This is a genomic window from Nonomuraea guangzhouensis (genome assembly GCF_019396345.1).
In the GTDB taxonomy this organism is placed as follows: domain Bacteria; phylum Actinomycetota; class Actinomycetes; order Streptosporangiales; family Streptosporangiaceae; genus Nonomuraea; species Nonomuraea guangzhouensis.
The window spans coordinates 1-20,849 of sequence record NZ_JAHKRM010000017.1; the positions used below are offsets into that span (position 1 = coordinate 1).

Consider the following 20,849-nt stretch of genomic DNA (forward strand, 5'->3'; position numbering starts at 1 on the left):
GCGTCCTTGGGCTCCTTGCGTGCCACCGCGGTGTCCTCTAGGTCGATCTCCGTCGATGCCTGGATCACAGTACTCATCAGGTGCGTTCTCCTTGATCAGGAGTTACACCGAAAACCGTACAGTCCCCGAACCTCACATGTCGATGCGGAGCTGGGTGGTGCGGACCGTGACGCTCAGGTAGCCGGTTCGACAGTGACGCGGTAGCCGAGGGCTTCGAGCTCGCGGATGTGGTTGCGCTTCTTGCGGTCGGGGTTGGTGCGTCGGACATAGAAGTCGGCGCCGAGATCGATGAAATGCGTATCAGGGTCGGACAATAGGTGCCAGATGATGACCAGGATGGAGCGCCCGACCGCGACGATGGCGCGTTTCTTGCCCTTGCGCCGGACGATCCGGCGGTAGCGCTCACCGAGGAAAGTGTCGGTGCGGCCGACCACGACTGCGGCTTCGCCAAGGGTGCGGGCCAGGTAGCGGTTGCCATGCCCGGTGGAGTTCTTCCCCTTGCGCTTGCCTGCCGACTCTTTGACTCCGGGGGCGAACTTCGCCCAGGACGCCAGGTGCGCGGCGGTGGGAAAGCGGCCCATGTCCACGCCGATCTCGGCGATGATCGCGCGGGCCGCGGTCAGCCCGATCCCGGGAATCTCGTCCAGCCGCTCGACCGCTGCGGCAAAGGGCGCGATCTGCTGAGTGATCTTCTCATCCAGAGCAGCGATGTCGACGTTGATCGCATCCACCCGGGCCAGCATCGTGGCCAGCAAGAACGCGTGGTGATCAGAGAAGCGGCCGGTGAAGGCCTCCTCCAACGCGGGAATCTTGCCTCGCAGGCTGGAGCGCGCCAGCTGTGCCAGCGTCTTAGGACTGCGTTCTCCGCGGATCAAAGCGGCCATCATGGCCCGGCCGGAGACGCCGAAGATGTCGGAGGCAACCACACTCAGTTTGATCTGCGCGTCCTCCAGAAGCTTTTCCACCCGCTGCTTCTCGGCGGTGCGGGCCTGCACCAGGTCCACCCGGTAGCGGGTCAGGTCACGCAGCAACCTGATCGCGGGCGGCGGCACGAAACTGGGGCGCAGCATCTGCCGTTCGGCGACCTTGGCCAGCCAGACCGCGTCAAGCTTGTCGGTCTTGGGCCGGCCGGGCAGGTGCTTGACGTCGCGGGCGTTGACGAGCCATACCTCAAAGCCGTGTGCCTCCAGCAGGTAGAACACCGGTTTCCAGTAGTCGGAGGTGGCCTCCATGACGACTCTGGTGACGCCCAGGCAGCGCAGCCGATCGGCCATCGACAACAGTGAGCGTGTCATCGTGGCGTAGGTCTGCACCTCCTGCAGCCGCCTGCTCGCGTTCTTCTCGTCGGGGACGCGGGCGCAGCACGCCAAAGTGGCCTTGCCGATGTCAAGGGCGGCGACCCTGTCGATGATCTCTTCGGTGTCCTGGGTCTGAGCGAGCATCGGGCCTCCTTGCCGCTGGGGAACGAGGGCGGTTGCCCGCAGGAGCCGCAGGGGACGGTAACGAATCTGATCCGCGTGCTCGAAGCAACAGTGAAAGGCCCACAGGCGCGGCTCCTGGCGTCCGACTAAAGCACGGCCTCAACGACCAAGGAGATACGACGTCAGCGGGCAACCACCCCGATTTTCAGGCCCGAACGGCCTCCTCCACCAGGGGAGATTGGAGACTAAAGCAGACATAAAGACGATCACTGGGAATGTGATCGACAAACCAAGATCGGTCAACGATGGGAGGGTCACTTACCCGACACCAACGGTCAGGACCCGTCAAGCACGCGTGCTATGCGCACTGGCCAACCGACATGTCATGGAAGGCGCTTTCCTAAAGAAAAACGTGCATGTGACCTACATCACATCAACCTCGAAGGGTGTATTCAAGGTCAACCGAAACCACAAGGCTGGAGCTGCGTGCACGGGACCGGGCGCCAGAAGAACGGTCAGATCGACAGTCACAAAATACTGATCTTGAAAGGGGATAGCTCGATGGAACCCGGCTTCGCCCTCGCCGGCTATCGGATCGCTACACGCGCCGATCGGCAGGACTGGCAAGAAGTCGGCCTTCCCGGTTCTGATCTGGTGTCGCTGAGCGACTGCATAGTGGACCTGGTGCCGGTAGATCCCAGTGGCTGGGACGACTGGTTCGCCAGCCCTCAAGAGGCAGAGATCGCGCGCGATCAAGCCGGCAAGCCGGGCTTGCACGTGCTCGGGGTCGGATTCGCCACTGCCGATGTTCCCGGGCTGCTGGCCGATATCGCCGACGGCGGCTGGGACACATCGGCCGGGAGCCTCCCGGAACGGCTGGCCCGGCACGAGAGGTTCCCCTCCCCCGGCAGTCGGCGGTTGGGGTTCGAACTGGTCGGCTTCGACAGCGGGCGCTGGCACACCTGGACCTGCCTGGGAGGCCTCGTCACCGACGTCCACCGGGCCACCGGTGTCCAACCGGGACGCTGGGGACTGATCCAGGACGAGCAGGACGCGCGCCGGGCCGCTCAATGGCTCACCGACTCCGGTCTCGGCGACCCCAAGGTATTCCTCTGGGCAGCCGCACTGCTCACGGACGTCACACGAGCGAACCCTCCGGGATAACGCCCAAGATCCGCGATCTCGGCTTCCCAACCGGGCGTGGAACTTTCATGGTCACGTGAGTCCCGGCGAGCAACGCTTAGGCAGGTTTGACCAGCTTGAGGCCGCTTAACGGTTAGGGAGCTGGGCTGGGCTCGATGGGCCTTGGCGGGGCGGTGTGGCAGCAGCTGTACGGGTGCAGCGGCTCTGCGTACATTCTGGGTGCGTTTCAGGAGGCCCCTGAACTGCCGACCGCGAGGAGATTCACGATGAGATCGATGCCGTGGCTTGCCTCGGTCGGCGCGGCGTTAGTCGCCGTAGCCGTGTCGTTGTGCACCGTCATGTTCACCGCCATCCAGCCCGCACACGCGGCGGTGGGGCTCCACATCAGCGGCACGAACATCGTCGAGGCCAACGGCCAGAAGTTCATCATGCGCGGGGTCAACCACCCACACGTCTGGTACACGAACCAGACCAGCTCGTTCGCCAACATCAAGGCCCTCGGGGCCAACACCGTGCGCGTGGTGCTGGGCAGTGGCAAGCGGTGGGGCCCGTCCACCGACGTCGCCAACGTGATCTCCCTGTGCAAGCAGAATCGGCTGATCTGTGTCCTGGAGGTGCACGACACCACCGGATACGGAGAGGATGGCGCGGCCGCGACACTGGACGAGGCGGTCAACTACTGGATCAGCCAGAAGAGCGCGCTGGTGGGCCAGGAGAGCTACGTCGTCATCAACATCGGCAACGAGCCGATCGGCAACACCAACGCCGCCCAGTGGACCAGCGCGACCACCGCCGCCATCCAGAAGATGCGCGGCAACGGTTTCGAGCACCTGCTCATGGTCGACGCGCCGAACTGGGGCCAGGACTGGCAGTACGTCATGCGAGACAACGCCCAGACCATCCTGAACGCTGACAGCCAGCACAACACTGTCCTGTCGATCCACATGTACGCCGTGTTCAACAGCGCCGCGGCGATCACCGACTACCTCAACCGGTTCCAGACCAACGGGTGGCCACTGGTCATCGGCGAGTTCGGCTGGCGGTTCAGCGCCAGTGAGGTCGATCACGAGACATTGTTGTCCGAGGCGGCAGCCCGCGGCCTCGGCTACCTCGGCTGGTCCTGGAGCGGCAACACCGACCCGATCCTGGACATGGCGACCGGCTTCGACCCCAACCAGCTCACCACCTGGGGCCAGCGGATCTTCAACGGCGCCAACGGCATCAAGGCCACGGCCAAGCAGGCCACCATCTACGGCGGCGCCACCCCGACCGTCACCACGACGATCACGCCCCCGCCGTCAGGCTCATGCCGCGTGGCGTACGTGATGAACACCTGGAACACCGGATTCACCGCCAATATCACGATCACCAACACCGGCAGCTCGGCGACCAACGGCTGGCGGCTGGTGTTCAGCCTGCCCAGCGGCCAGACCATCACCAACGGCTGGAGCGCGTCGTACGCGCCGACCAACGGCCAGGTCACCGCCACCAACGCCGGCTGGAACGGCAACCTCGCGCCGGGCGGCTCCACCACCATCGGCTTCCAGGCCACTCACACCGGCAACACCGCCGCCCCCACCTCGTTCACTCTCAACGGAGCCGCCTGCCAGGTGGCATGACCCCTCCTCGATCCATGCCGTGCCGCCCGCGTCGCAGTGGCGGGTGGCGCGGCCGATCGTGGGCGTGCATCGGATAGGCGTAGTGCTCGAAGCGAGCGTGCATGGCCTCCAGCCCGGGAACCCGCCAGTAGCAGGCGCGTTCTCCGGAAAGTCTTGATTGCGCCGCACGAGCGTTCAAGACCCCGGACCTCCTCAAGGCGCACCCTGGACACCATCACCTCAACTTCCAGCGAAGGAATCACCAGAATGAGCTCAGGAACGGAGAGGGTCCGCCTGGCTGTCTACCACGGATTCGCCCGCACCGGCCGTGCTCCGAGCGTGCCGGAACTGGCCGCACTCACCGGACTCGCCCTCGACGAGGTACGTCAGGAACTACACGCCCTTCACGGAAGCCATGACGTGGTCCTGAACCCGCAGGACAACGACCAGGTCGTGATGGCCCACCCGTTCGCCTCCGTGCCGCTCGGCTTCTCCGTCATGGGGGCGACCACATTGTGGTGGGGCGGCTGCGCCTGGGACTCCTTCGCCATCCCCCACCTGCTCCAGGACGAGCCCGACGTCTTGGTCGCCACCCGCTGTCCGGCCTGCGACACCCCACACGCCTGGGTGATCGGCCGAGACGCACCCCCGCAAAGAGGCACCCAGGTAGCCCATTTCCTCACCCCCATGCACCGGGCCTGGGACGATGTCGTCCACACCTGCGCCAACCAGCGTCTGTTCTGCTCCACCGACTGCGTCGACACCTGGCTGCGGCGAACGGCCCAGGAGCGCGGCTACGTCATGGATCTGGGCACCCTGTGGCGCCTCGCCCGCGACTGGTACACCGGACGCCTCGAACCGGGCTACACCCGCCGCGACCCCGACTCCGCCTTCGCCTACTTCGCCGAGGTCGGCCTGCACGGATCTTTCTGGGGGCTGCCTGACTGAGAGTCAGAGGAAGGCGGCGAGGCCATCCAGGAGCCGGTCCACGTCATCGGTGGTGTTGTACGGCGCCAGACCAACGCGCAATGCGGGGTCCTTGAGCTTCAGCGCGGTAAAGGGCTCGTAAGCGTAGAACGACCCGGCCGCTGCCACCACGTCGCGCGCCACCAAGTGCGTCTGAGCCTCGCGTGCGTCGCGGTCCTCAAGCGTCATGAGAAGCGTCGGGGTGCGGTCAGGAGCGTTCGAGTGCAGGGTGACCGCGTCGCCGAAGGCCCGCAGACCCTCCTGCAGTCTCGTCCGCAGCGACTGCTCGTGCTCATGCATCGAGCCCAGCGACCGCGTCAGCCGCTCCCTGCGCGAGGCCCCCGTACCCGGGTCCATCGCCGCCAGGAAGTCGACGGCGGCGGTGGCGCCCGCCAGAATCTCGTAGGGGAGCGTGCCGAACTCGAAACGCTCCGGCACGGCGTCAGTGGACGGCAGGAGCTTGTCCGGGCGCAGGGTTTCGAGAAACCCGGGCGCTGCCGCGAGTACCCCACAGTGCGGTCCCAGGAACTTGTACGGCGAGCAGACGAACAGATCGGCCCCGAGAGCGGGCACGTCCACGAGGTGGTGCGCGGCGTAGTGGACTCCGTCCACGTACACCAGGGCGCCGACCTCGTGGGCCCGGTCGGCGATCCGGCGGACGGGTGGCTTGGTGCCCAGCACGTTGGAGGCCGCCGTGACCGCGACCAGCCGGGTGCGCGCTGAGAGGGCCCGGTCGTACGAGTCGAGGTCCAGCTCCGTGGTGCCGGCGTCGATCTCGATCCAGCGGACCGTCACTCCGGCACGCTCGGCCGCCTGGATCCAGGGACGGACGTTGGCGTCGTGGTCCAGACGGCTGAGGATGATCTCGTCGCCCGCTTTCCAGCTCTTGGCCAGGTGGCGGGAGAAGTCGTAGGTGAGCTGGGTGGCGCTGCGGCCGTGGACGATGCCGTTCGCGGGCAGGTGGAGCAGGTCGGCGTAGGCCGCGCGGAAGTCCGTGACGGCGCGCTCGGCGTTGAGCTCGGACGGGCTGATGGTTCCCCGGTTGGACAGGGGGCCGGTCAGCGTCGCGGCGATGGCGTCCGCGACGGGGCGGGGGGTCTGCGTTCCGGCCGGCCCGTCGAAGTAGGCGAGGCCGGTGTCGAGGGAGGGGAAATGGGCCCGGAGGGCGGTGAGGTCGATGGCCATGGCTTCGGCTTTCTGTCAGGCGGGGTGCCTTTACTCTGGCCTCGACCTCGCGACCACGTAAAGCGATGGATCTCGAAGAGAAAGTTCATGATCCATGAAGTCTCAGCCGGATCTGAAGCTCCTGTCCACCTTTCTGGCCGTCGTGCGCCAAGGCTCGATGGCCGAGGCCGCGGCGGCGCTCGGCTACGTGCCCTCGGCGGTGTCCCAGCACATCGCCGCGCTGGAGCGCGACCTGGGCATCGAACTGATCGTCCGCCGCCCCGGCAGCCGGCTGATCCTCACCGCGGCCGGCCGCTCCCTCGCCCAGGCGACCGAGACGCTGTTCGATGCGACCGCGCGGTTCCAGGACACCGCCGACGGCATCGCGAACCGCGAGATCGCCGAACTACGCGTCGGGACCTACCCCAGCGCCATGACCTACCTCCTCCCGGAGATCCTGTCCACGCTCAGGGCTCGGCGCCCGGGTCCCCGGATCCGGCTCATCGTCGTGGAGACGGACGAGGGGGTGCCGAGGGTGAAATCAGGGGACATGGACCTGCTCATCGCCTACCGCTACCTGCCCGAGGACCCACCGGCCCCGTCCGAGGCATTGACGATCACCGTCCTGGGGCGCGAACCGCTGCTCCTGGTCACAGGTGCCGAGCCGGGGCGCCGACACCCGGTGGAGCTGGCCGAATGCCTGGAACGTGAGTGGGTCTCCGGCCACGCGCACAATCCCGACCGGCGGCTGCTGCTCCGCTGGGCCGGGGAGCTCGGGATCGCGCCCCAGGTGACGCTGGAGACCGAGGACCTGCACAGCATGCTCGCCATGATCCGAGCAGGTCTCGCGGTGGGCCTGATCCCGGCCACGCTCCTCGGCGCGGGACACGACGCCGGGATCGAGAGGGTGGTTCTGCCGCCCGGGGTCACTCCGCTCCACCGGGAGATCCTCGCCGTCAGCAGACCCGGCGCCCGCCCCCCGATCGCCAACGAGCTGGTCACGCTCCTGGCCGGTGCCGTGGAGAGCGCGCAGTCGTCCGGCGAAGGTTCGTTCGCCAAGCCGTAGAAGAGGCACCGGGCCCGGCGCAGGATGGAGGGGTACGCGCCGAGCCCGATGAGATCTAGCAGTTGCCGAACGCCGGCAACCCGAGCACCCGGAGCCCGAGCCACTCGATGGCCAACGGCCCACCCTCAATGGCCCCCGTCACATGACTGGGCGCCGGAAGCGACACCCACCGCACGTTGACCCCCGCCCGGCAGTACTCCGATCGCAAGGTGGCCGAGATCGCCTGCGGAATGATCTCGTCCCCCTGAGCGTGGTAGATGAACATCGGCACCCGCGGCGCGACCGCCCCGAGCCGGTTCTCATTGAGCCGGGCCAGCCACTTGGGCTGGTTCATCAGATCCACGGGGCTCAGGTCGGAGAAGCGAAGACCGGCCAGCTTGCTCTCCAGGTCACCCACACAGTCATCGGCGGCGTCCGCGAGCAGCGCTCGCCCGCGGTCGTTGAGGTCGGCTTGGATGTTGAGCTCCGGGTAGGCGGCGTCCAGGCCGATCCCGGCCGCGGCGGCCAGGCCGAAGTTGGCATCGCCGTCGAGGTGGGCCGCCACCGCGCGCAGGTCGGCGGGGACTCCGCCGGCGGCCACACCCTTGAGCTTCAGCTCCGACGCGTACGACGGCTGGAGCTGGGCGGCCCACGCGGCCGACGCGCCGCCCTGCGAGTAGCCCATCACCGCGACCGGCCCGCCGGTGGACAGGCCCGAGCCCGACACCTTCGTGGCGGCCCTGATCGAGTCCAGTACGGCGTGGCCCTGCGAGATCCCGGCCATGTACGTGTGCAGGCCGGGCGTGCCGAGGCCCTCGTAGTCGGTGATGGCCACCGCGAACCCCTTGAGCAGGAACAGGCTGACCAGCGCGAGCTCGGCCTCACCGCCCTTGCTCATGCTGACCGAGGGGGCGCACTGGTCGCCGAGGCCGTGGGTGCCGGTGGCGTACCCGATGATCGGGCGCTTGCCCAGCGCGTAACCCGCCTTGGGTACGAGCAGGGTGCCGGACACCGCGTTCAGCGAGCCGGTGGCGGAGGTCGAGCGGTAGAGCAGGTGCCAGGCGTTCACCGGGACTTCGAGCAGCTTGCCCGGCAGCAGGTAGACGGTGGTGGGCTGGGCGCTGACCACGTCCCCGGCCGCGGCCGCGCGGGCCGGCTGGGTAGCGACGAAGGACGCGATCAGGACGATGATCATGGACAGGCTGGCGCGGACACGTAACCTCATGTGCCACCCCTCTCCGTGGGGTTCACTCATGGGAAGTCGGCGCCGCGAGCCGATCGTTACCCGTCGGTAACCTCATGTCAAGGCCCGAAAACACGGCTAACCCGAGCCGGTCTCAGACTGCCTCCCACGCCACATAACACTGGCCACCACCGCATCACCGGGCCGCCGGGAAACGGTGAACTCGACCGCGGGCGTCGGGCACCATGGACGGATGGATGCTGGCTCGGTGACCTTTCTGCGCGAACTCCTCGCCGAAACCGGCTGGGTCGAGCGCACCCGCGAGCTCGGCCTGGCACTGCGGACCACCCGCTCGCCCGGCGGCCTGCTGCTGGTGGGCACGCCCGACGACGAGCCATGGCACCTCACCGCGCACCTCTCGGACGAGGCCCGGCTGTCCGATCTGCCGCAACTCGCCCCCACGCTGGTCCGCTGGGCGCCGCGCGCCGACGGCCCGGCCCATCTGCGGGTCGGGCTCGACCGGATCCAGCAGGCGGGGCGGGGCGAGACGCTGTTCGTGGTGGCCGAGCAGGAGGCGCCCGACCCGCTGCTCGAACGGGTCGACGATGCCCGCCGTACGGGAGCGACGATCCTGGCGTTGGAGGGGGGCGACACGGCGCTGAAGGGGCTGGCGCACGACGCGATCGCCGTGCCGCGGCTCGGGCCGATCACCTTCGACGGCGCCCAGCACCTGGTCAGCATGGCCGCGGGCGAGCTGCCGCAACGTCCGGGGCTGCGCGAGCGCTTGGCCCGCCTGCTGGAGAAGGTCAACGGCCCCCAAGTCGCCGACTAGGTATCGAGCGGCCCAGTAGCGTGGAGGTGGCCGACGAGGTTGGCGTCGAGCGCGGCGGTGGCGTCCTCGATCGCGCCGATCACGACCGCCTGCACCGGATCCGGCTCCCCCGATCTCGTACGACTGACCCGCGTGACGGCGTCCAACCGCCGCGACCCCACGTCCCGCACTTCGCTGACCCGCACCTCCCCCTCCGGCACGTCCAGCAGGGCGAGCGACGGCACGATCGCCACCCCGTACCCGGCCGCCACCAGCGCCAGCGTGGGGTCGAACTCAGTGATCACGTGCACCTTGCGCGGCTCGAACCCATGCAGCCCGGCGAGCCGGTCGAGCGCCTGCCCGCACGCCTGCTCGGGCTCGCTCGCCACCCACGGCAGCTCCGCCAGGTCGGCGACCGTGCGCGGTTCGGGCCAGTCGGGCGGGATCACGATGCGATATTCGTCCACGTACAGGGCACGGGTGGCCAGCGACGGCTGCGCCAGCACCGGCAGGCTCATGTCCTGCTCGGTGATCAGCACGTCCACGGCCCCCAGCCGCAGCTCCTGCAGCGCGGGCGGCCCGTACACCTCATGGATGACCGGAGCGATCTTGGGGTGACGGGCGGCCAGGTCGCGCATGGCGGGCAGCAGCAGGTGCTTGATCACCGTCGGGAAGGCGGCGATCCGCACCGGTCCGGCCAGCCGTTCGGTGAAACGGGTGAGCTCGCGCCGGGCCTCCGCCAGCTCGTCCTCGACGCGTTCGGCGTATCCGGCGAGCACCCGGCCCGCCGGGGTGAGCGAGACGCGGCGCTGCGAGCGGTCGATGAGGGCGAGCCCCACCTCGCGTTCGAGCTGGGCGAGCTGCTGGGAGACGGCCGACGGCGTCAGGAACAGGGCTTCGGCCGCGCGCATGACGCCGCCCCGGCGGGCGACCTCATGCAGGACACGCAGCCGGCGGGGGTCGATGTCCATACAGATCAGCTTACGCCAACCTTTAGCAATCTTTATTTGCGCTTCAGCGCATTAAATCCTGACAATTGCGCTCATGAGCTTCCTCGTTGACGTGATCGGCTGGCTGGGCGCCGCGTTACTCCTGTTCGGGTACGCCATGATCTCCGCGTCCCGGATGTCCAGTAACGGCACCCCCTACCAGCTCGTCAACCTGGCCGGCTCGATCGGCCTGATGGTCAACAGCGCCTGCAACGCCGCCTGGCCCTCGGCCGGCCTGAACCTGGTCTGGGCCCTGATCGGCACCACGGCCCTCTACAAGCTCGTCAAGATCGGAATCGCCAAATGATCGTCGAACTCAGCCACCGCATCACCGACGGCATGGTGACGTACCCGGGCATTCCTGGGCCGGTGATCGGCACGCACCTCAGCAGGGAGGCCTCGCGCGAGATCTACGAGCCGGGCACCCAGTTCCACATCGGGATGATCACACTGGCCGCCAACACCGGCACCTATCTGGACACCCCGCACCACCGCTACGCCGACGGCCAAGACCTCTCACAGGTCCCGCTGAGCAAGCTCGCCGACCTGCCGGGACTGGTGGTACGCGCCGAGGGCGTCAGGCAGGTCGTCCTCGACGAGGGGCTGGACGTACGCGGCCGGGCCGTGCTGATCCAGACCGGGTGGGACCGGCACTTCGGCACCGACAAGTATCAGCACCAGCACCCCTATCTCGCGCCCGAGTCGGCGACCTGGCTGGCCGAGCAGGGCGCGGCGCTGGTCGGCATCGACTCGCTGAACATCGACGACACCCCGTCGCGCGGCCCGCGTCCGGCCCACTCGGTGCTGCTCCAGGCGGGCATTCCGCTGGTCGAGCACCTGACCGGGCTCGCGGCGCTGCCGGATGAGGGCTTCCGCTTCCACGCCGCGCCGCCGATGGTGGCGGGCATGGGGACGTTCCCCGTCAGGGCGTACGCGGTGCTTCCTCAGCGTCCACGGTGATGACGATCTTCCCGGTGGGGTGGCCTTCGGCGAGGTGGCGGATGGCGTCCGCGGCGTCGGCGAGGGGGTAGGTGCGGCCGACCACCGGGGTGACCGCGCCGGACTCGATCAGCTGCGCGAGCTCCTCCAGCTCCTGGGCGCGTTCCCTGGAGGCCAGGCCACGCAGATGCTGGCTGGTGAACATCGAGACCAGGGGCGCGCGCAACTGGCGGGTGTAGCCACCGAGCAGTCCGCCGGCGTCATGTCCGCCGCCGGCCAGCACCAGCGTCCCGCGCGGGGTCAGGGCGCGGCGCAGCAGTGACAGCGGGCGGCACCCGGCGATGTCGATGATCACGTCGTGGCTGGGCCCGGCGCGGTCGACCTCCTCGCGGGTGTAGTCGATGACCTCATCGGCGCCGAGCGAGCGCACCAGGTCCATCTTGTCGGCGCCGCACACGCCGGTCACCTTCGCGCCGGACGCCTTGGCGATCTGCACCGCGAACGACCCGATGCCGCCGGCCGCGCCGATGACCATCACCTTCTGCCCGGCCCGCACCCGGCCGCCGTCGCGGACGCACTCCAGCGCGGTCACCCCGGAGATGGGCACCGCCGCGGCCTGCTCGAACGACAGCCTGGGCGGCTTGAGGGCGAGCCGCCCGCTCGCGGTGGCGGTGTATTCGGCGAACGTGCCGCCCGAGCTGGTGCCGTACACCTCGTCACCGGGCTGGAACCGCCGCACGCCGGAGCCGACCGCCGTCACCACCCCGGCCAGCGCCCGGCCGCGCACCGCCACCCTGGGCTTGGTCAGCCCGAACGCGACCCGCGCCCCGTACGGCCGGCCGGTCATGCAGATCCACACGCCCGGGTCCACCCCGGCGGCACGCACCTGGACCAGCACCTGGTCCGCTCCGATCGACGGCTGGGCCACCTCGCGTAACTGGAGGACGTCGGCCGAGCCGTAGACGTCCTGGGCGATCGCTTTCATGATGAAACCTCCTCGATGTACAGAATCTTTGACATCTCGAAGGTAGCAAATCTTTGACCTCATGTCTAGAAACTTTTACACCGCCCCGCGGCCGAGGGCCCGCCGACGCGGAGATGGCCACCGCGGTGATCATTCAGGTGCGATCTGAAGATCATGCGGTGGCCGCCCGGGGCCCGGACCCCCCTACCCGAGCCCAGATTCACCAACTAACGCGCCGAAAAGTCGATTAATAAAAGCCCGGCAATAAAGAATGCCACGAAAAGCAGACTACGGCGAGCCGCCGCCCGGTCAGCGGCCCGCCGTAGCCTTACTATTCTCTGCGCCCCTTCACTTCCGGGCTCTCATCCGAGCCCGGTCGCGAATTATTTGCAGGTGGACGCGATGCAGATGTTGATCTTCTTGATGATGACCGTCGGGCTGAACGAGGAGTAGGTGTTGAACACCGAATCCTTGATGACCGCGAAGTTCACGGTGGTCTTGTTGAGGTTGTTCTGGAGGATGCCGATCTCGTTGCCGTTGAGCGCCCGGTTGCCGGTGATGTTGAGCTTCACGGGAACCCCGGCGACCGTGTTGTTGCAGGTGACGACGTTGGCGAGACCATTGGAGCAGGAGTAGCCGCCGGTGGCCTGCGCCATGGAGGCGCCACCCACCAGCGCGGAGCCGAAGAGGCCGAGCATGAGTGCGACCGAGGCCACTCGCGTGTTCGTCTTCATGGAATTTGCCATCCCTCTCTTTTGTGGTTTTCACCGCGGTCCATTGCCATCCCCATCTGGAGCTCCGGACCGCCGGCCGACGATGCGAAAACAATTCAATTTTTACATCGGAGCCGCGCCCCCTTTCGTTGCCTTGGACTTTATATCTCACGCTCTCCGCCGATGGCCAGCCTCGATTTTTTCGGCTAATCGCCGTCAGCGTTTTAAACCGTGGCCTTATGCGGACTGCATATGCATTTGTCCGTTAAAGGGCTGGTCTATTTTGGGCGCGTTTGTCCGATGCAACGAATTGGAGTCACAGGGCATCGGTCTCAGCCGGCCGTAAGCGGGCAGCACGAAACCTGACATCGGCCCTCAGGTCCACCGATGCCAGGAGCTGCGGAGATCGTCAGCCTAGTCGTCGTCCCCGTCGGCCTCGTCCCACGCCTTGTTGCGGTCGGAGGCGCGCTTCAGGGCGCCGGCTGCCTCCTGTTCGCTCTCGTAGGGGCCCATGCGGTCCTTGTTCGGGCAGCCCTGGTCAGGCTCGACGCGCATGTGCTTGAGGCAGAACCACCACTGGCCATCGCTCACAGGATCATTCCTGCCCCGTAGACTTGCCTTTCATGACGACATTGCTCCAGCCAGGGCGAGTTTCGCCCGTCCGCAAGGTTCCCGCCCACATCCAGCGGCCGGAGTACGTCGGCAAGCAGCGCCCCAAGACCGGCGAGTCCGACGTCAAGAGCCCGGAGACGATCGAGCTGATGCGGGTGGCCGGCCGGATCGCGGCGCAGGCGCTGGAGGAGGTCGGCAAGCACGCTCAGCCCGGTGTCACGACCGACGAGCTGGACCGGATCGGCCACGAGTTCCTCATCGACCACGGCGCCTACCCGAGCACGCTCGGCTACAAGGGCTACCCCAAGTCGCTGTGCACCTCGATCAACGAGGTGATCTGCCACGGCATCCCCGACGATACCGTGCTGCGTGACGGCGACATCGTCAACGTCGACATCACCGCCTACATCGGCGGCGTCCACGGCGACACCGACGCGACCTACCTGGTGGGCGACGTCAACGAGGAGTCGCGGCTGCTGGTCGAGCGCACGCGCGAGGCGATGATGCGGGCGATCAAGGCGGTCGCGCCGGGCCGGCAGCTCAACGTGGTGGGACGGGTCATCGAGGCGTACGCCAAGCGGTTCGGCTACGGCGTGGTGCGCGACTTCACCGGGCACGGCATCGGCACCACCTTCCACTCGGGCCTGATGGTGCCGCACTACGACGACCCGTCGCTGCGGGTCGAGCTGGTGCCGGGCATGACGTTCACGATCGAGCCGATGCTGACGCTGGGCACGATCGACTACGACATCTGGCCCGACAAGTGGACCGCCGTGACCAAGGACCGCAAGCGCACGGCCCAGTTCGAGCACACGCTCGTGGTGACCGACACGGGCAGCGAGATCCTCACCCTCGCCTAGGCACCACGCCGCTGACGGTGGTGCCCTCCCCCTGCGTGCCGGTGACCGACAGGCTGCCGCCCAGCTCGGTGAACGTGGCCCGCATCCGCGCGATGCCGCGGCCCGCCCTGAGCGTGGCGAAGCCCTCGCCGTGGTCCCGGATCGTCATCCGCAGGCCGCTCGCGCCCGAGGTCACCGCGACGGAGACGAGTCTCGCGCCGCTGTGGGTCTCGACGTTGCTGAGCGCCTCGCGCATGGCGGCCAGGACGCCCGCCGCGATGCGCGACGGCACGTCGGTCGAGGGCAGCGCCCAGGTCTCAACGGCGATGCCCGTGCGCTCCGACCACTCCGCCAAGTAGGTCTCCAGCGCCTCCGCCAGGCTTTGCCCCCCGCGCATGCGCGTCTCTTTCGACAACTCTTATCGCCTCTCTGAGCACATGGGCAGCCCATCGGCCCCCATGCCGATGTCCCATGCGCGTGCGCGCATTCCCCCTCCAGGCTTACGCACACAGCTCATGAGGTTATGCCCGTCTCCCCTGCGAGCAAGGCTACCCGGCGGTTCGGTTACGTGCGGGTGAGGATAGAAGGCCATGGCCGAACGGCTATGAGCCGCTGTCACCACGATTGAGCTTGGCGAGGTAGTCGTTGTAGGAGGCGAGTTCGGGGTCGCCCTTGCCGCTGCGATCGGCCCTGCGGTCGGCCCGGCGCGCCTGCCGCTCGTCGTCCTGGTACCACTGCAGGGCGATCGCCAGCAGCACCATCAGGGTCGGGATCTCGCCGAACCCCCACGCGATCGCGCCGCCGTTCTGCTGATCCTCCAGCAGCGGCCCGCCCCACGTACGGCCGAGCTGGTCGTACCAGCCGGAGGCCATCACGGTGCCGGTCATCATCAGCGCGATCCCGAAGAACGCGTGGAAGGGCATCGTGACGAAGAGCACCAGCAACTTGCCCACGTACGGCAGGCGGTGCGGAGCCGGGTCGACCCCGATGATCGTCCAGAAGAACAGCGAGCCGCTGAGCAGGAAGTGCAGGGTCATGAAGATGTGCCCGAGATGCTCCTCCATGGCCGACTCGAACAGCGGCGTGAAGTACAGCGCGTACGTCGAGGCGATGAAGATGGCCGTCGCGATGGCCGGATGGCCGACCACCTTGACGAACCCGCTGTGCAGGATCGTCGTCAGCCACTCACGCGGCCCCCGGTCGCCGCGCTTGGCGGCCGGCTTGAGCGCGCGCAGCGCCAGCGTGACGGGACCGCCGAGGACCAGCAGGATGGGCACGACCATGGACAGCGTCATGTGCTCGACCATGTGCACGTCGAACATGACCTTGGCGTAGCGGGCCACCCCGCTCTGGGTGGCCACGACCAGCAGCGCCACCCCGCTGAACCAGGCGGCGGTGCGGCCCCACGACCAGCGGTCGCCACGCCGCGTCAGCCTGATGACCCCGGCCGCGTAGAGGCCGGCCAGGGCGGCGGCGACCACCGCGAAGAACAGGTCGAGCCACCAGAGCGAGGCCAGGTTGCCGAGCGTGATCGGCGGCGGCATCGGGAACCCGAGCAGGTCGAAGGCCCGGTCGGCGGGCAGGCTGACCGGCGGCGGCGCGGTGCGCGAGAGCACGACGGCCAGGCCCATGGTGGCGGACATCAGCAGGAGCTCGCCGACAGCCAGCCGGGTGAACGCGCCGTGGCGGCCCGCGGCGAGCCCGCCCAGAGTGCGCTGCCGGTGCCACCAGCCCACGTAGCCGAGCAGGACGAACGCGATGATCTTCGCCACGATCAGCACGCCGTACGCCGACGTCCAGAGATCGGAGACGGCGGTCAGCCGGGCGAGCACGCTGAACACCCCGGACACGCCGACCCCGACGTAGCACCACAGGGCGAGCCTGGAGAACCTGGCCGCGGCGATCTCCAGCTGCGGCAGCTTCCGTACGGCGTGCAGCGCCACCACGGCGAGGCCGCCCACCCACAGCGACAGCGCGAGCAGGTGCAGCGACAGCCCCGAGGTGGCCAGGTCGTGGTTGGGCGAGGAGGAGGAGTGACCGGTGAGGGCCGGGGGCAGCAGTGTGGCCAGCGCGAGCACCAGCAGGCCGGCCGCGGCCCCGGCGGTGATGGCGCCCCGCGAGAACAGCGCGATGGCCACCCCGAACAGCACCACGAGCGTGAGCGAGATGCCCTGGCTGTACTGGGTGGCGAAGCCGGTCAGGTAGTTGGACTCGAAGACCTCGGTGACCGGGCGGGCGAAGAAGTCGGCCGCCCCGAACACGATCGCGGCGAACGCGGCGGCGGCCCAGGACATCGCGCTCCAGGAGGCGGCCTTGACGTAGCCGAGCGCGGTCTTGCCGAGCAGGCCCTTGTCGTTGGGCAGCAGCATGGCCGCGGCCAGCAGCAGGCCGATGGTGACCACGCCCGCCGCGTCCATCCACAGCTTGGAGACCGGCAGCCCCCAGCGGGTGATCGGGCCGGCGTCGGGCAGGCCGGGGATGATCCGGGGGAACGCCGCGCCGCCGGCGACCATGGCGATCACCAGGGCGACGAGCGCCGCCCCCACCGCCGCGAGCGCTAGGCGCGCGGCCCTGGTCATGGCTTCTTCTTGTCCGCGGGCGGCTTCTTCCGCGCGCTGAACAGGAAGCCGATGCCGACGCCGACGAGCGCGCCGACCACGATGAGCAGCCACACGGGGAAGGACGCCGAGGTCGTGGTCTCCGCGGCCACCGCCCGGTCGGCCGGCGCCTGCGACGCCGCCTGGGAAGGCGCTGAGGAAGCCGGCTCCTGGGTGACGGGCGCCTGCGACTCCGCGCTCGGGGAAGGCGACGGCGACGGCGCCCCCTTGACCGTGAACGGGATCTCCCCCTCGATCGGGTGACCGTCGGAGGAGACGACGCGGTAGGCGATCGTGTATTTCCCGTTGGGCAGCGTGCCCTTCAGCTCCTGCGTCACCACCTTGCCACCGGCGTCGGGATCGCCGCTCTGGTAAGCGGTGCCGCCGGGGCCGCGCACGATCACGACCGGTATGCGGACGGGGGAGGTGAACTCGAGCCTGACCTTGTCGAGGGACTCGACCGTGGCGTCCTTGGCCGGGTCGCTGCTCTTCAGAGCGTCGTGGGCCAGAGCCGGTCCTGCGGTGCCCAGCAGGACCAGGGCGGCGAGAAGCGCGGTAAGAGCCGCGAACGGGGATCTCTTCATGACACCCCCAAGGCTACCGACGTCGCCGCCCGGTCCCGACCTCGCTACAGGCCCGCGCAGGCCAGAGCTCGTTGGTAGGCCTCCACGGCGCCGTCGGCGTCGCCGAGCTGCTCCATGGTCTCGGCGGCGGCGTACCAGATCCCGGCGCCCTTGCGGCTGTCGGGCAGCGGCCTGATCCACTGGCGAACGGCGTCGAGCTCGTGCTCCGCCTCGCCGAACCGGCCGAGGCCGCCGTAGGTGCGGCTGAGGACGAGGCGCAGCTCGGCGTCAAGGGTCCTGGCGGTCTCGGGCAGCAGCTCCGTGCCGGATCGCGCGTACCTGATGGCCTGCTCGTAGTTGCCGTCCAGGATCTCGGCGCGGGCCAGCTCCACCAGGCAGCTGGCGCGGTCGGCCGTGCTGGCGGAGGACTGGGCCAGCTCCTGGTCCGCCTTGATGAGCAGTTGGCGGGCCTCCTTGGCCGCCGACGGCCTGGCCCTGAGCATCAGCGCCGCGTACGCCTGGCGCATCCTGGCGAGATTGCGCGGGTGGCCGGTCTCGGACTGGACGGCCAGAGCGCGCTCGGCGAAGCCGAGAGCCTCCTCGCCGTGCCCGGTGGTCTCGGCCACGATGGCGGCGTTCCAGCACGCGGCGACCATCGACCTCGGCGTACCGAGCAGGTCGGCCGCGTTCAGCAGCTCGGCGGCGAACTGGCGGGCGCGCAGCAGGTCGCCGCGTCCCACATAGGCACCGAGCAGAGAGGCGCCCAGCTCGATGATCAGATCGGACCAGGCCGGCCGGGTCGGCCCGCTGAGGATGCTCTCCCCGATCTCGACGGCCTCGGTCAGTCTGTCGCTCCTCTTATAGACACGGCACAGCGCGATGGACACCTCGATGCGGCGGTCGGGCGAGATGTCCTCGGCGTTCAGCCGGTCGAGGAGGGCGATGGCCCCGGCGTGGTCGCCGCAGGCCTCGGTGGCCAGGGCAAGTCCGAATTCGGTGTCTTGACGGAGAGACGTGAGACCTGTCAGGTTATTGTTCGCCATGAGCTCGGCGAAGCGTGTACGCGCCTCGGAGACCTCACCGTTCTCCAGGGCCAGCCGGGCGTAGCCGAGAGCGAGCTCGATGTCCTCCATCTGTTCGGCGGTCACACCATTGACCAGGTAGGAGAGCGAGCAGTCCAGCTTCTGGGCCAGCAGCTCAAGAACGGCGGGAGTCGGGGTACGCTTGCCACTCTCGATCAAGGAGACGTAACTGTCCGATAGCTCTGGGTGCGCGAGCTGCGCCTGTGACAGGCCACGCTGTCGCCGAACTGTCTTAATACGGAGTCCGACCAGGTCCGATGTGGTCACAGTTGCCGCTCCTTGCGATGATGACAAACGCACAACACATATTGGCGAGGGAGCCTTAGATGCGCACGCGTCTTATCCTGTCAGCACTTGCTGCCCTGATTGCTACCGTTCTGGTCGCAACCACCAATGCTACGACCGCAGACGCCCAATCGTCTCCCTACACCACCTTCGATGTCATCGATTGTTGCTAGGTTGTCGCCGACCACCTGATCGCAGCACATCGTCACCGCACCGCCGCGTCTGGCGCCGCTGCCGCCCGTCGTGATCGCCACCTCCGCAGCGCCCCGAACTCTCCCGCCCGAGTGCGCCACCCCCCACCCGGGGCGTCCGGCCGTCAGCCCGCCCTGAGCGCCAGAAAGAAGTCGACGCGATCTGTCATCGTCGACAGGTCACGGCCCGTCAGCTCCTCCACCCGTCTGATCCGGTAACGGACCGTGTTGACGTGCACGTGCATCCGTTCGGCGCACGCGTTCCACGAGCCCGCGCAGTCGAGGAACGTGCTGAGCGTCCGCACCAGCTCGGACTGGTGCCGCCCGTCGTAGTCGAGCAGAGGCGCGAGCAGCCGGTCGGCGAACGAGCGCCGCACATCGCCAGGGGTCGTGGCCAGCAGCAGGGCGTGGGTGTAGATCTCGTCGCTGGTCACCACGCCGCCACCCCGCGCCTCCGCCAGCCGCCTGGCGTGCCCGGCCTCCCCCGTCCCGCCCTTCACGGCCGCCGCACCGGTGAGCGCACCGCTCAGTCCGACGCAGACCCGCGTGCCGGGCAGCGCGGAGAGCACCTCCACCCCGGCTCGCAATCGCTCGGCCACCCCGCTCACCGTCGAGCCCCGCAACGGCACCAGCGCCACCGCGCCGTCCGGCCGCACCGCCGCGACGACCTCGCGGCCCAGCAGCTCCTCCACCACCTGCCCGCCCAGCTCCGCCGCGTCCGTCCCGCCCGCCGGGTCCGGCCCGCCCGTCCTGCCCGCCGGGTCCGGCTCTCCCGGCCTGCCCGCCGGCAGGACGGTGACGTTCACGATCGCGTACGGCTCGGCGGCGTCGAGCCCGCAGGTGCGGAGCCCGGCGTCCAGCTCGGCCTGCCCCGCCTCGGCCAGCGCGGCCGTGACGAGCTGCGCGGCCAGCCGCCGTTCGACGCGGCGGCCCTCCTCCATCCTGCTGCGCTCGACCGCGACGCAGTCCGCCAGCTCGTAGCCGAGGTCGGGCCGGTCCAGCAGGTCGCCGTCGCAGGCCAGCACCCAGCCCGCGGCCCGGTGGCCGCGCCCGACGCCGAAGATCGTGTGCTCGCCGACGAGACAGGGCAGCCGGGACGCCGTCAGGTACGCGCGGGCCGGACGTACCGGATCCTCGATGGCACCCACGATCACCTGGCCGGAGGCGGAGACGACGGAGCCCGTGACGCCGAGCTCGGCCGCGGTCAGCGCGAACAGCTCCGGCAGCGCGGCGCCCTCGGCGACGGCGGCGAGCAGGCGGCGGTGGCGGCCGAGCGCGTCGCGCACGTCGCCGGACAGGCGGGGCACGACGAGCTCGGCGACCGTACGGAACGAGGTCTCGGTGGGCACCTCGATGAGCGTCAGCCCGGCCGCCGCGCACGCCGCCACGACGTCAGCGGGGACGTGGCCGAGCCACGCCTGACCGGCCCCGAGCGCGGCGACCCCGGCTTCGACCAGCGCGGCGACGAAGCGGGCCGAGTCATCCGGCGAGGTGCGCCACATCATCCCCGTCAGCACCAGCTCGCCGCCGGACAGGTAGCGCCCCGGCTCGGGCAGGTCGGTGATGTGCACGCCGGTGAACTCCGTGGCCGGGTCGCCGGTCAGGAGCCTGAGGCGCAGCTCGCCGATGGCCAGCAGGTCACTGATGCGCACTTGGAGGAATATACAAGTCGATCGGGCAAGCTCTGACCTCGATTTAACGTCACACGCATAGGACCGCCCGCACGCCGGTGCTCTACTCGGAG

Annotated in this window: 20 protein-coding genes; 8 read left to right on the top strand and 12 right to left on the bottom strand. The window is 68.8% G+C overall.

Features of this window, described 5'->3' with window-relative positions:
* Positions 1 to 173 precede the first annotated feature (173 nt).
* Positions 174 to 1,442 (bottom strand): IS110 family RNA-guided transposase, encoded by a 1,269-nt coding sequence (locus KME78_RS32300; protein WP_219533186.1) that lies wholly within the window; start codon positions 1,440 to 1,442, stop codon positions 174 to 176.
* Between the two features lie 465 nt (positions 1,443 to 1,907).
* Between KME78_RS32300 and KME78_RS32305 the strand changes: the two genes are divergently transcribed.
* From KME78_RS32305 to merB, 3 genes are all read left to right on the top strand, one after another.
* Positions 1,908 to 2,585, top strand: coding sequence for a hypothetical protein (locus tag KME78_RS32305; protein WP_219533187.1), 678 nt, complete (start codon positions 1,908 to 1,910; stop codon positions 2,583 to 2,585).
* A gap of 245 nt (positions 2,586 to 2,830) precedes the next feature.
* Entirely contained in the window at positions 2,831 to 4,183 is a 1,353-nt protein-coding gene (locus tag KME78_RS32310; RefSeq protein WP_246652502.1) for a cellulase family glycosylhydrolase, read from the top strand.
* A 246-nt stretch (positions 4,184 to 4,429) separates the two neighbouring features.
* Positions 4,430 to 5,110 (top strand): organomercurial lyase, encoded by a 681-nt coding sequence (merB, locus tag KME78_RS32315; RefSeq protein WP_219533188.1) that lies wholly within the window; start codon positions 4,430 to 4,432, stop codon positions 5,108 to 5,110.
* A 3-nt stretch (positions 5,111 to 5,113) separates the two neighbouring features.
* Here the strand turns inward: merB and KME78_RS32320 are convergent, their stop codons facing one another.
* Entirely contained in the window at positions 5,114 to 6,313 is a 1,200-nt protein-coding gene (locus KME78_RS32320; protein ID WP_219533189.1) for a cysteine desulfurase-like protein, read from the bottom strand.
* A 94-nt stretch (positions 6,314 to 6,407) separates the two neighbouring features.
* Here KME78_RS32320 and KME78_RS32325 point away from each other — a divergent pair, with 94 nt between their 5' ends.
* Positions 6,408 to 7,358: a LysR family transcriptional regulator gene (locus tag KME78_RS32325; RefSeq protein ID WP_219533190.1), complete on the top strand. Its 951-nt coding sequence runs from the start codon at positions 6,408 to 6,410 to the stop codon at positions 7,356 to 7,358.
* A 55-nt stretch (positions 7,359 to 7,413) separates the two neighbouring features.
* Here KME78_RS32325 and KME78_RS32330 read toward each other — a convergent pair whose 3' ends face one another.
* A complete protein-coding gene (locus KME78_RS32330; RefSeq protein ID WP_219533191.1) occupies positions 7,414 to 8,562 on the bottom strand; it encodes a lipase family protein in 1,149 nt (382 codons plus the stop codon).
* A gap of 211 nt (positions 8,563 to 8,773) precedes the next feature.
* Between KME78_RS32330 and KME78_RS32335 the strand changes: the two genes are divergently transcribed.
* Positions 8,774 to 9,352, top strand: coding sequence for a hypothetical protein (locus tag KME78_RS32335; RefSeq protein ID WP_219533192.1), 579 nt, complete (start codon positions 8,774 to 8,776; stop codon positions 9,350 to 9,352).
* On the opposite strand, the gene KME78_RS32340 is transcribed toward KME78_RS32335, so the two are convergent.
* Positions 9,349 to 10,302: a LysR family transcriptional regulator gene (locus tag KME78_RS32340; protein ID WP_219533193.1), complete on the bottom strand. Its 954-nt coding sequence runs from the start codon at positions 10,300 to 10,302 to the stop codon at positions 9,349 to 9,351. The two genes, KME78_RS32335 and KME78_RS32340, sit on opposite strands and share 4 nt — an antisense overlap.
* A gap of 73 nt (positions 10,303 to 10,375) precedes the next feature.
* On the opposite strand from KME78_RS32340, the gene KME78_RS32345 reads away from it, so the two are divergent.
* Entirely contained in the window at positions 10,376 to 10,627 is a 252-nt protein-coding gene (locus KME78_RS32345) for a CBU_0592 family membrane protein (protein WP_219533194.1), read from the top strand.
* On the top strand, positions 10,624 to 11,280 hold the full coding sequence (locus tag KME78_RS32350) for a cyclase family protein (RefSeq protein ID WP_219533195.1): 657 nt from the start codon (positions 10,624 to 10,626) through the stop codon (positions 11,278 to 11,280). Before KME78_RS32345 ends, KME78_RS32350 begins: the two co-directional genes overlap by 4 nt.
* Here the strand turns inward: KME78_RS32350 and KME78_RS32355 are convergent.
* The 3 genes from KME78_RS32355 to KME78_RS32365 form a co-directional block, all read right to left on the bottom strand.
* Positions 11,243 to 12,244: an NAD(P)-dependent alcohol dehydrogenase gene (locus tag KME78_RS32355; RefSeq protein WP_219533196.1), complete on the bottom strand. Its 1,002-nt coding sequence runs from the start codon at positions 12,242 to 12,244 to the stop codon at positions 11,243 to 11,245. The genes KME78_RS32350 and KME78_RS32355 overlap by 38 nt on opposite strands.
* Before the next feature lie 362 nt (positions 12,245 to 12,606).
* Positions 12,607 to 12,957 carry a hypothetical protein gene (locus KME78_RS32360; protein ID WP_219533197.1) on the bottom strand — a complete coding sequence of 117 codons (351 nt, stop codon included), beginning with the start codon at positions 12,955 to 12,957 and terminating at the stop codon, positions 12,607 to 12,609.
* Between the two features lie 393 nt (positions 12,958 to 13,350).
* Entirely contained in the window at positions 13,351 to 13,527 is a 177-nt protein-coding gene (locus KME78_RS32365) for a hypothetical protein (protein ID WP_214637972.1), read from the bottom strand.
* 32 nt (positions 13,528 to 13,559) lie between these two features.
* On the opposite strand from KME78_RS32365, the gene map reads away from it, so the two are divergent.
* Positions 13,560 to 14,408 carry a type I methionyl aminopeptidase gene (map, locus tag KME78_RS32370; RefSeq protein WP_219533198.1) on the top strand — a complete coding sequence of 283 codons (849 nt, stop codon included), beginning with the start codon at positions 13,560 to 13,562 and terminating at the stop codon, positions 14,406 to 14,408.
* Here map and KME78_RS32375 read toward each other — a convergent pair.
* The 5 genes from KME78_RS32375 to KME78_RS32395 all read right to left on the bottom strand — a co-directional run bounded on the left by KME78_RS32375 (position 14,395) and on the right by KME78_RS32395 (position 20,757).
* Positions 14,395 to 14,784 carry a sensor histidine kinase gene (locus tag KME78_RS32375; protein ID WP_219533199.1) on the bottom strand — a complete coding sequence of 130 codons (390 nt, stop codon included), beginning with the start codon at positions 14,782 to 14,784 and terminating at the stop codon, positions 14,395 to 14,397. The two genes, map and KME78_RS32375, sit on opposite strands and share 14 nt — an antisense overlap.
* 205 nt (positions 14,785 to 14,989) lie before the next feature.
* Positions 14,990 to 16,966, bottom strand: coding sequence for a bifunctional copper resistance protein CopD/cytochrome c oxidase assembly protein (locus KME78_RS32380; RefSeq protein ID WP_219533200.1), 1,977 nt, complete (start codon positions 16,964 to 16,966; stop codon positions 14,990 to 14,992).
* Entirely contained in the window at positions 16,963 to 17,568 is a 606-nt protein-coding gene (locus KME78_RS32385; protein ID WP_219533201.1) for a copper resistance CopC family protein, read from the bottom strand. Before KME78_RS32385 ends, KME78_RS32380 begins: the two co-directional genes overlap by 4 nt.
* A gap of 44 nt (positions 17,569 to 17,612) precedes the next feature.
* A complete protein-coding gene (locus tag KME78_RS32390) occupies positions 17,613 to 18,896 on the bottom strand; it encodes a helix-turn-helix domain-containing protein (protein WP_219533202.1) in 1,284 nt (427 codons plus the stop codon).
* Positions 18,897 to 19,230: 334 nt separating this feature from the next.
* Positions 19,231 to 20,757 carry a helix-turn-helix domain-containing protein gene (locus KME78_RS32395; RefSeq protein ID WP_219533203.1) on the bottom strand — a complete coding sequence of 509 codons (1,527 nt, stop codon included), beginning with the start codon at positions 20,755 to 20,757 and terminating at the stop codon, positions 19,231 to 19,233.
* Positions 20,758 to 20,849: the final 92 nt, after the last annotated feature.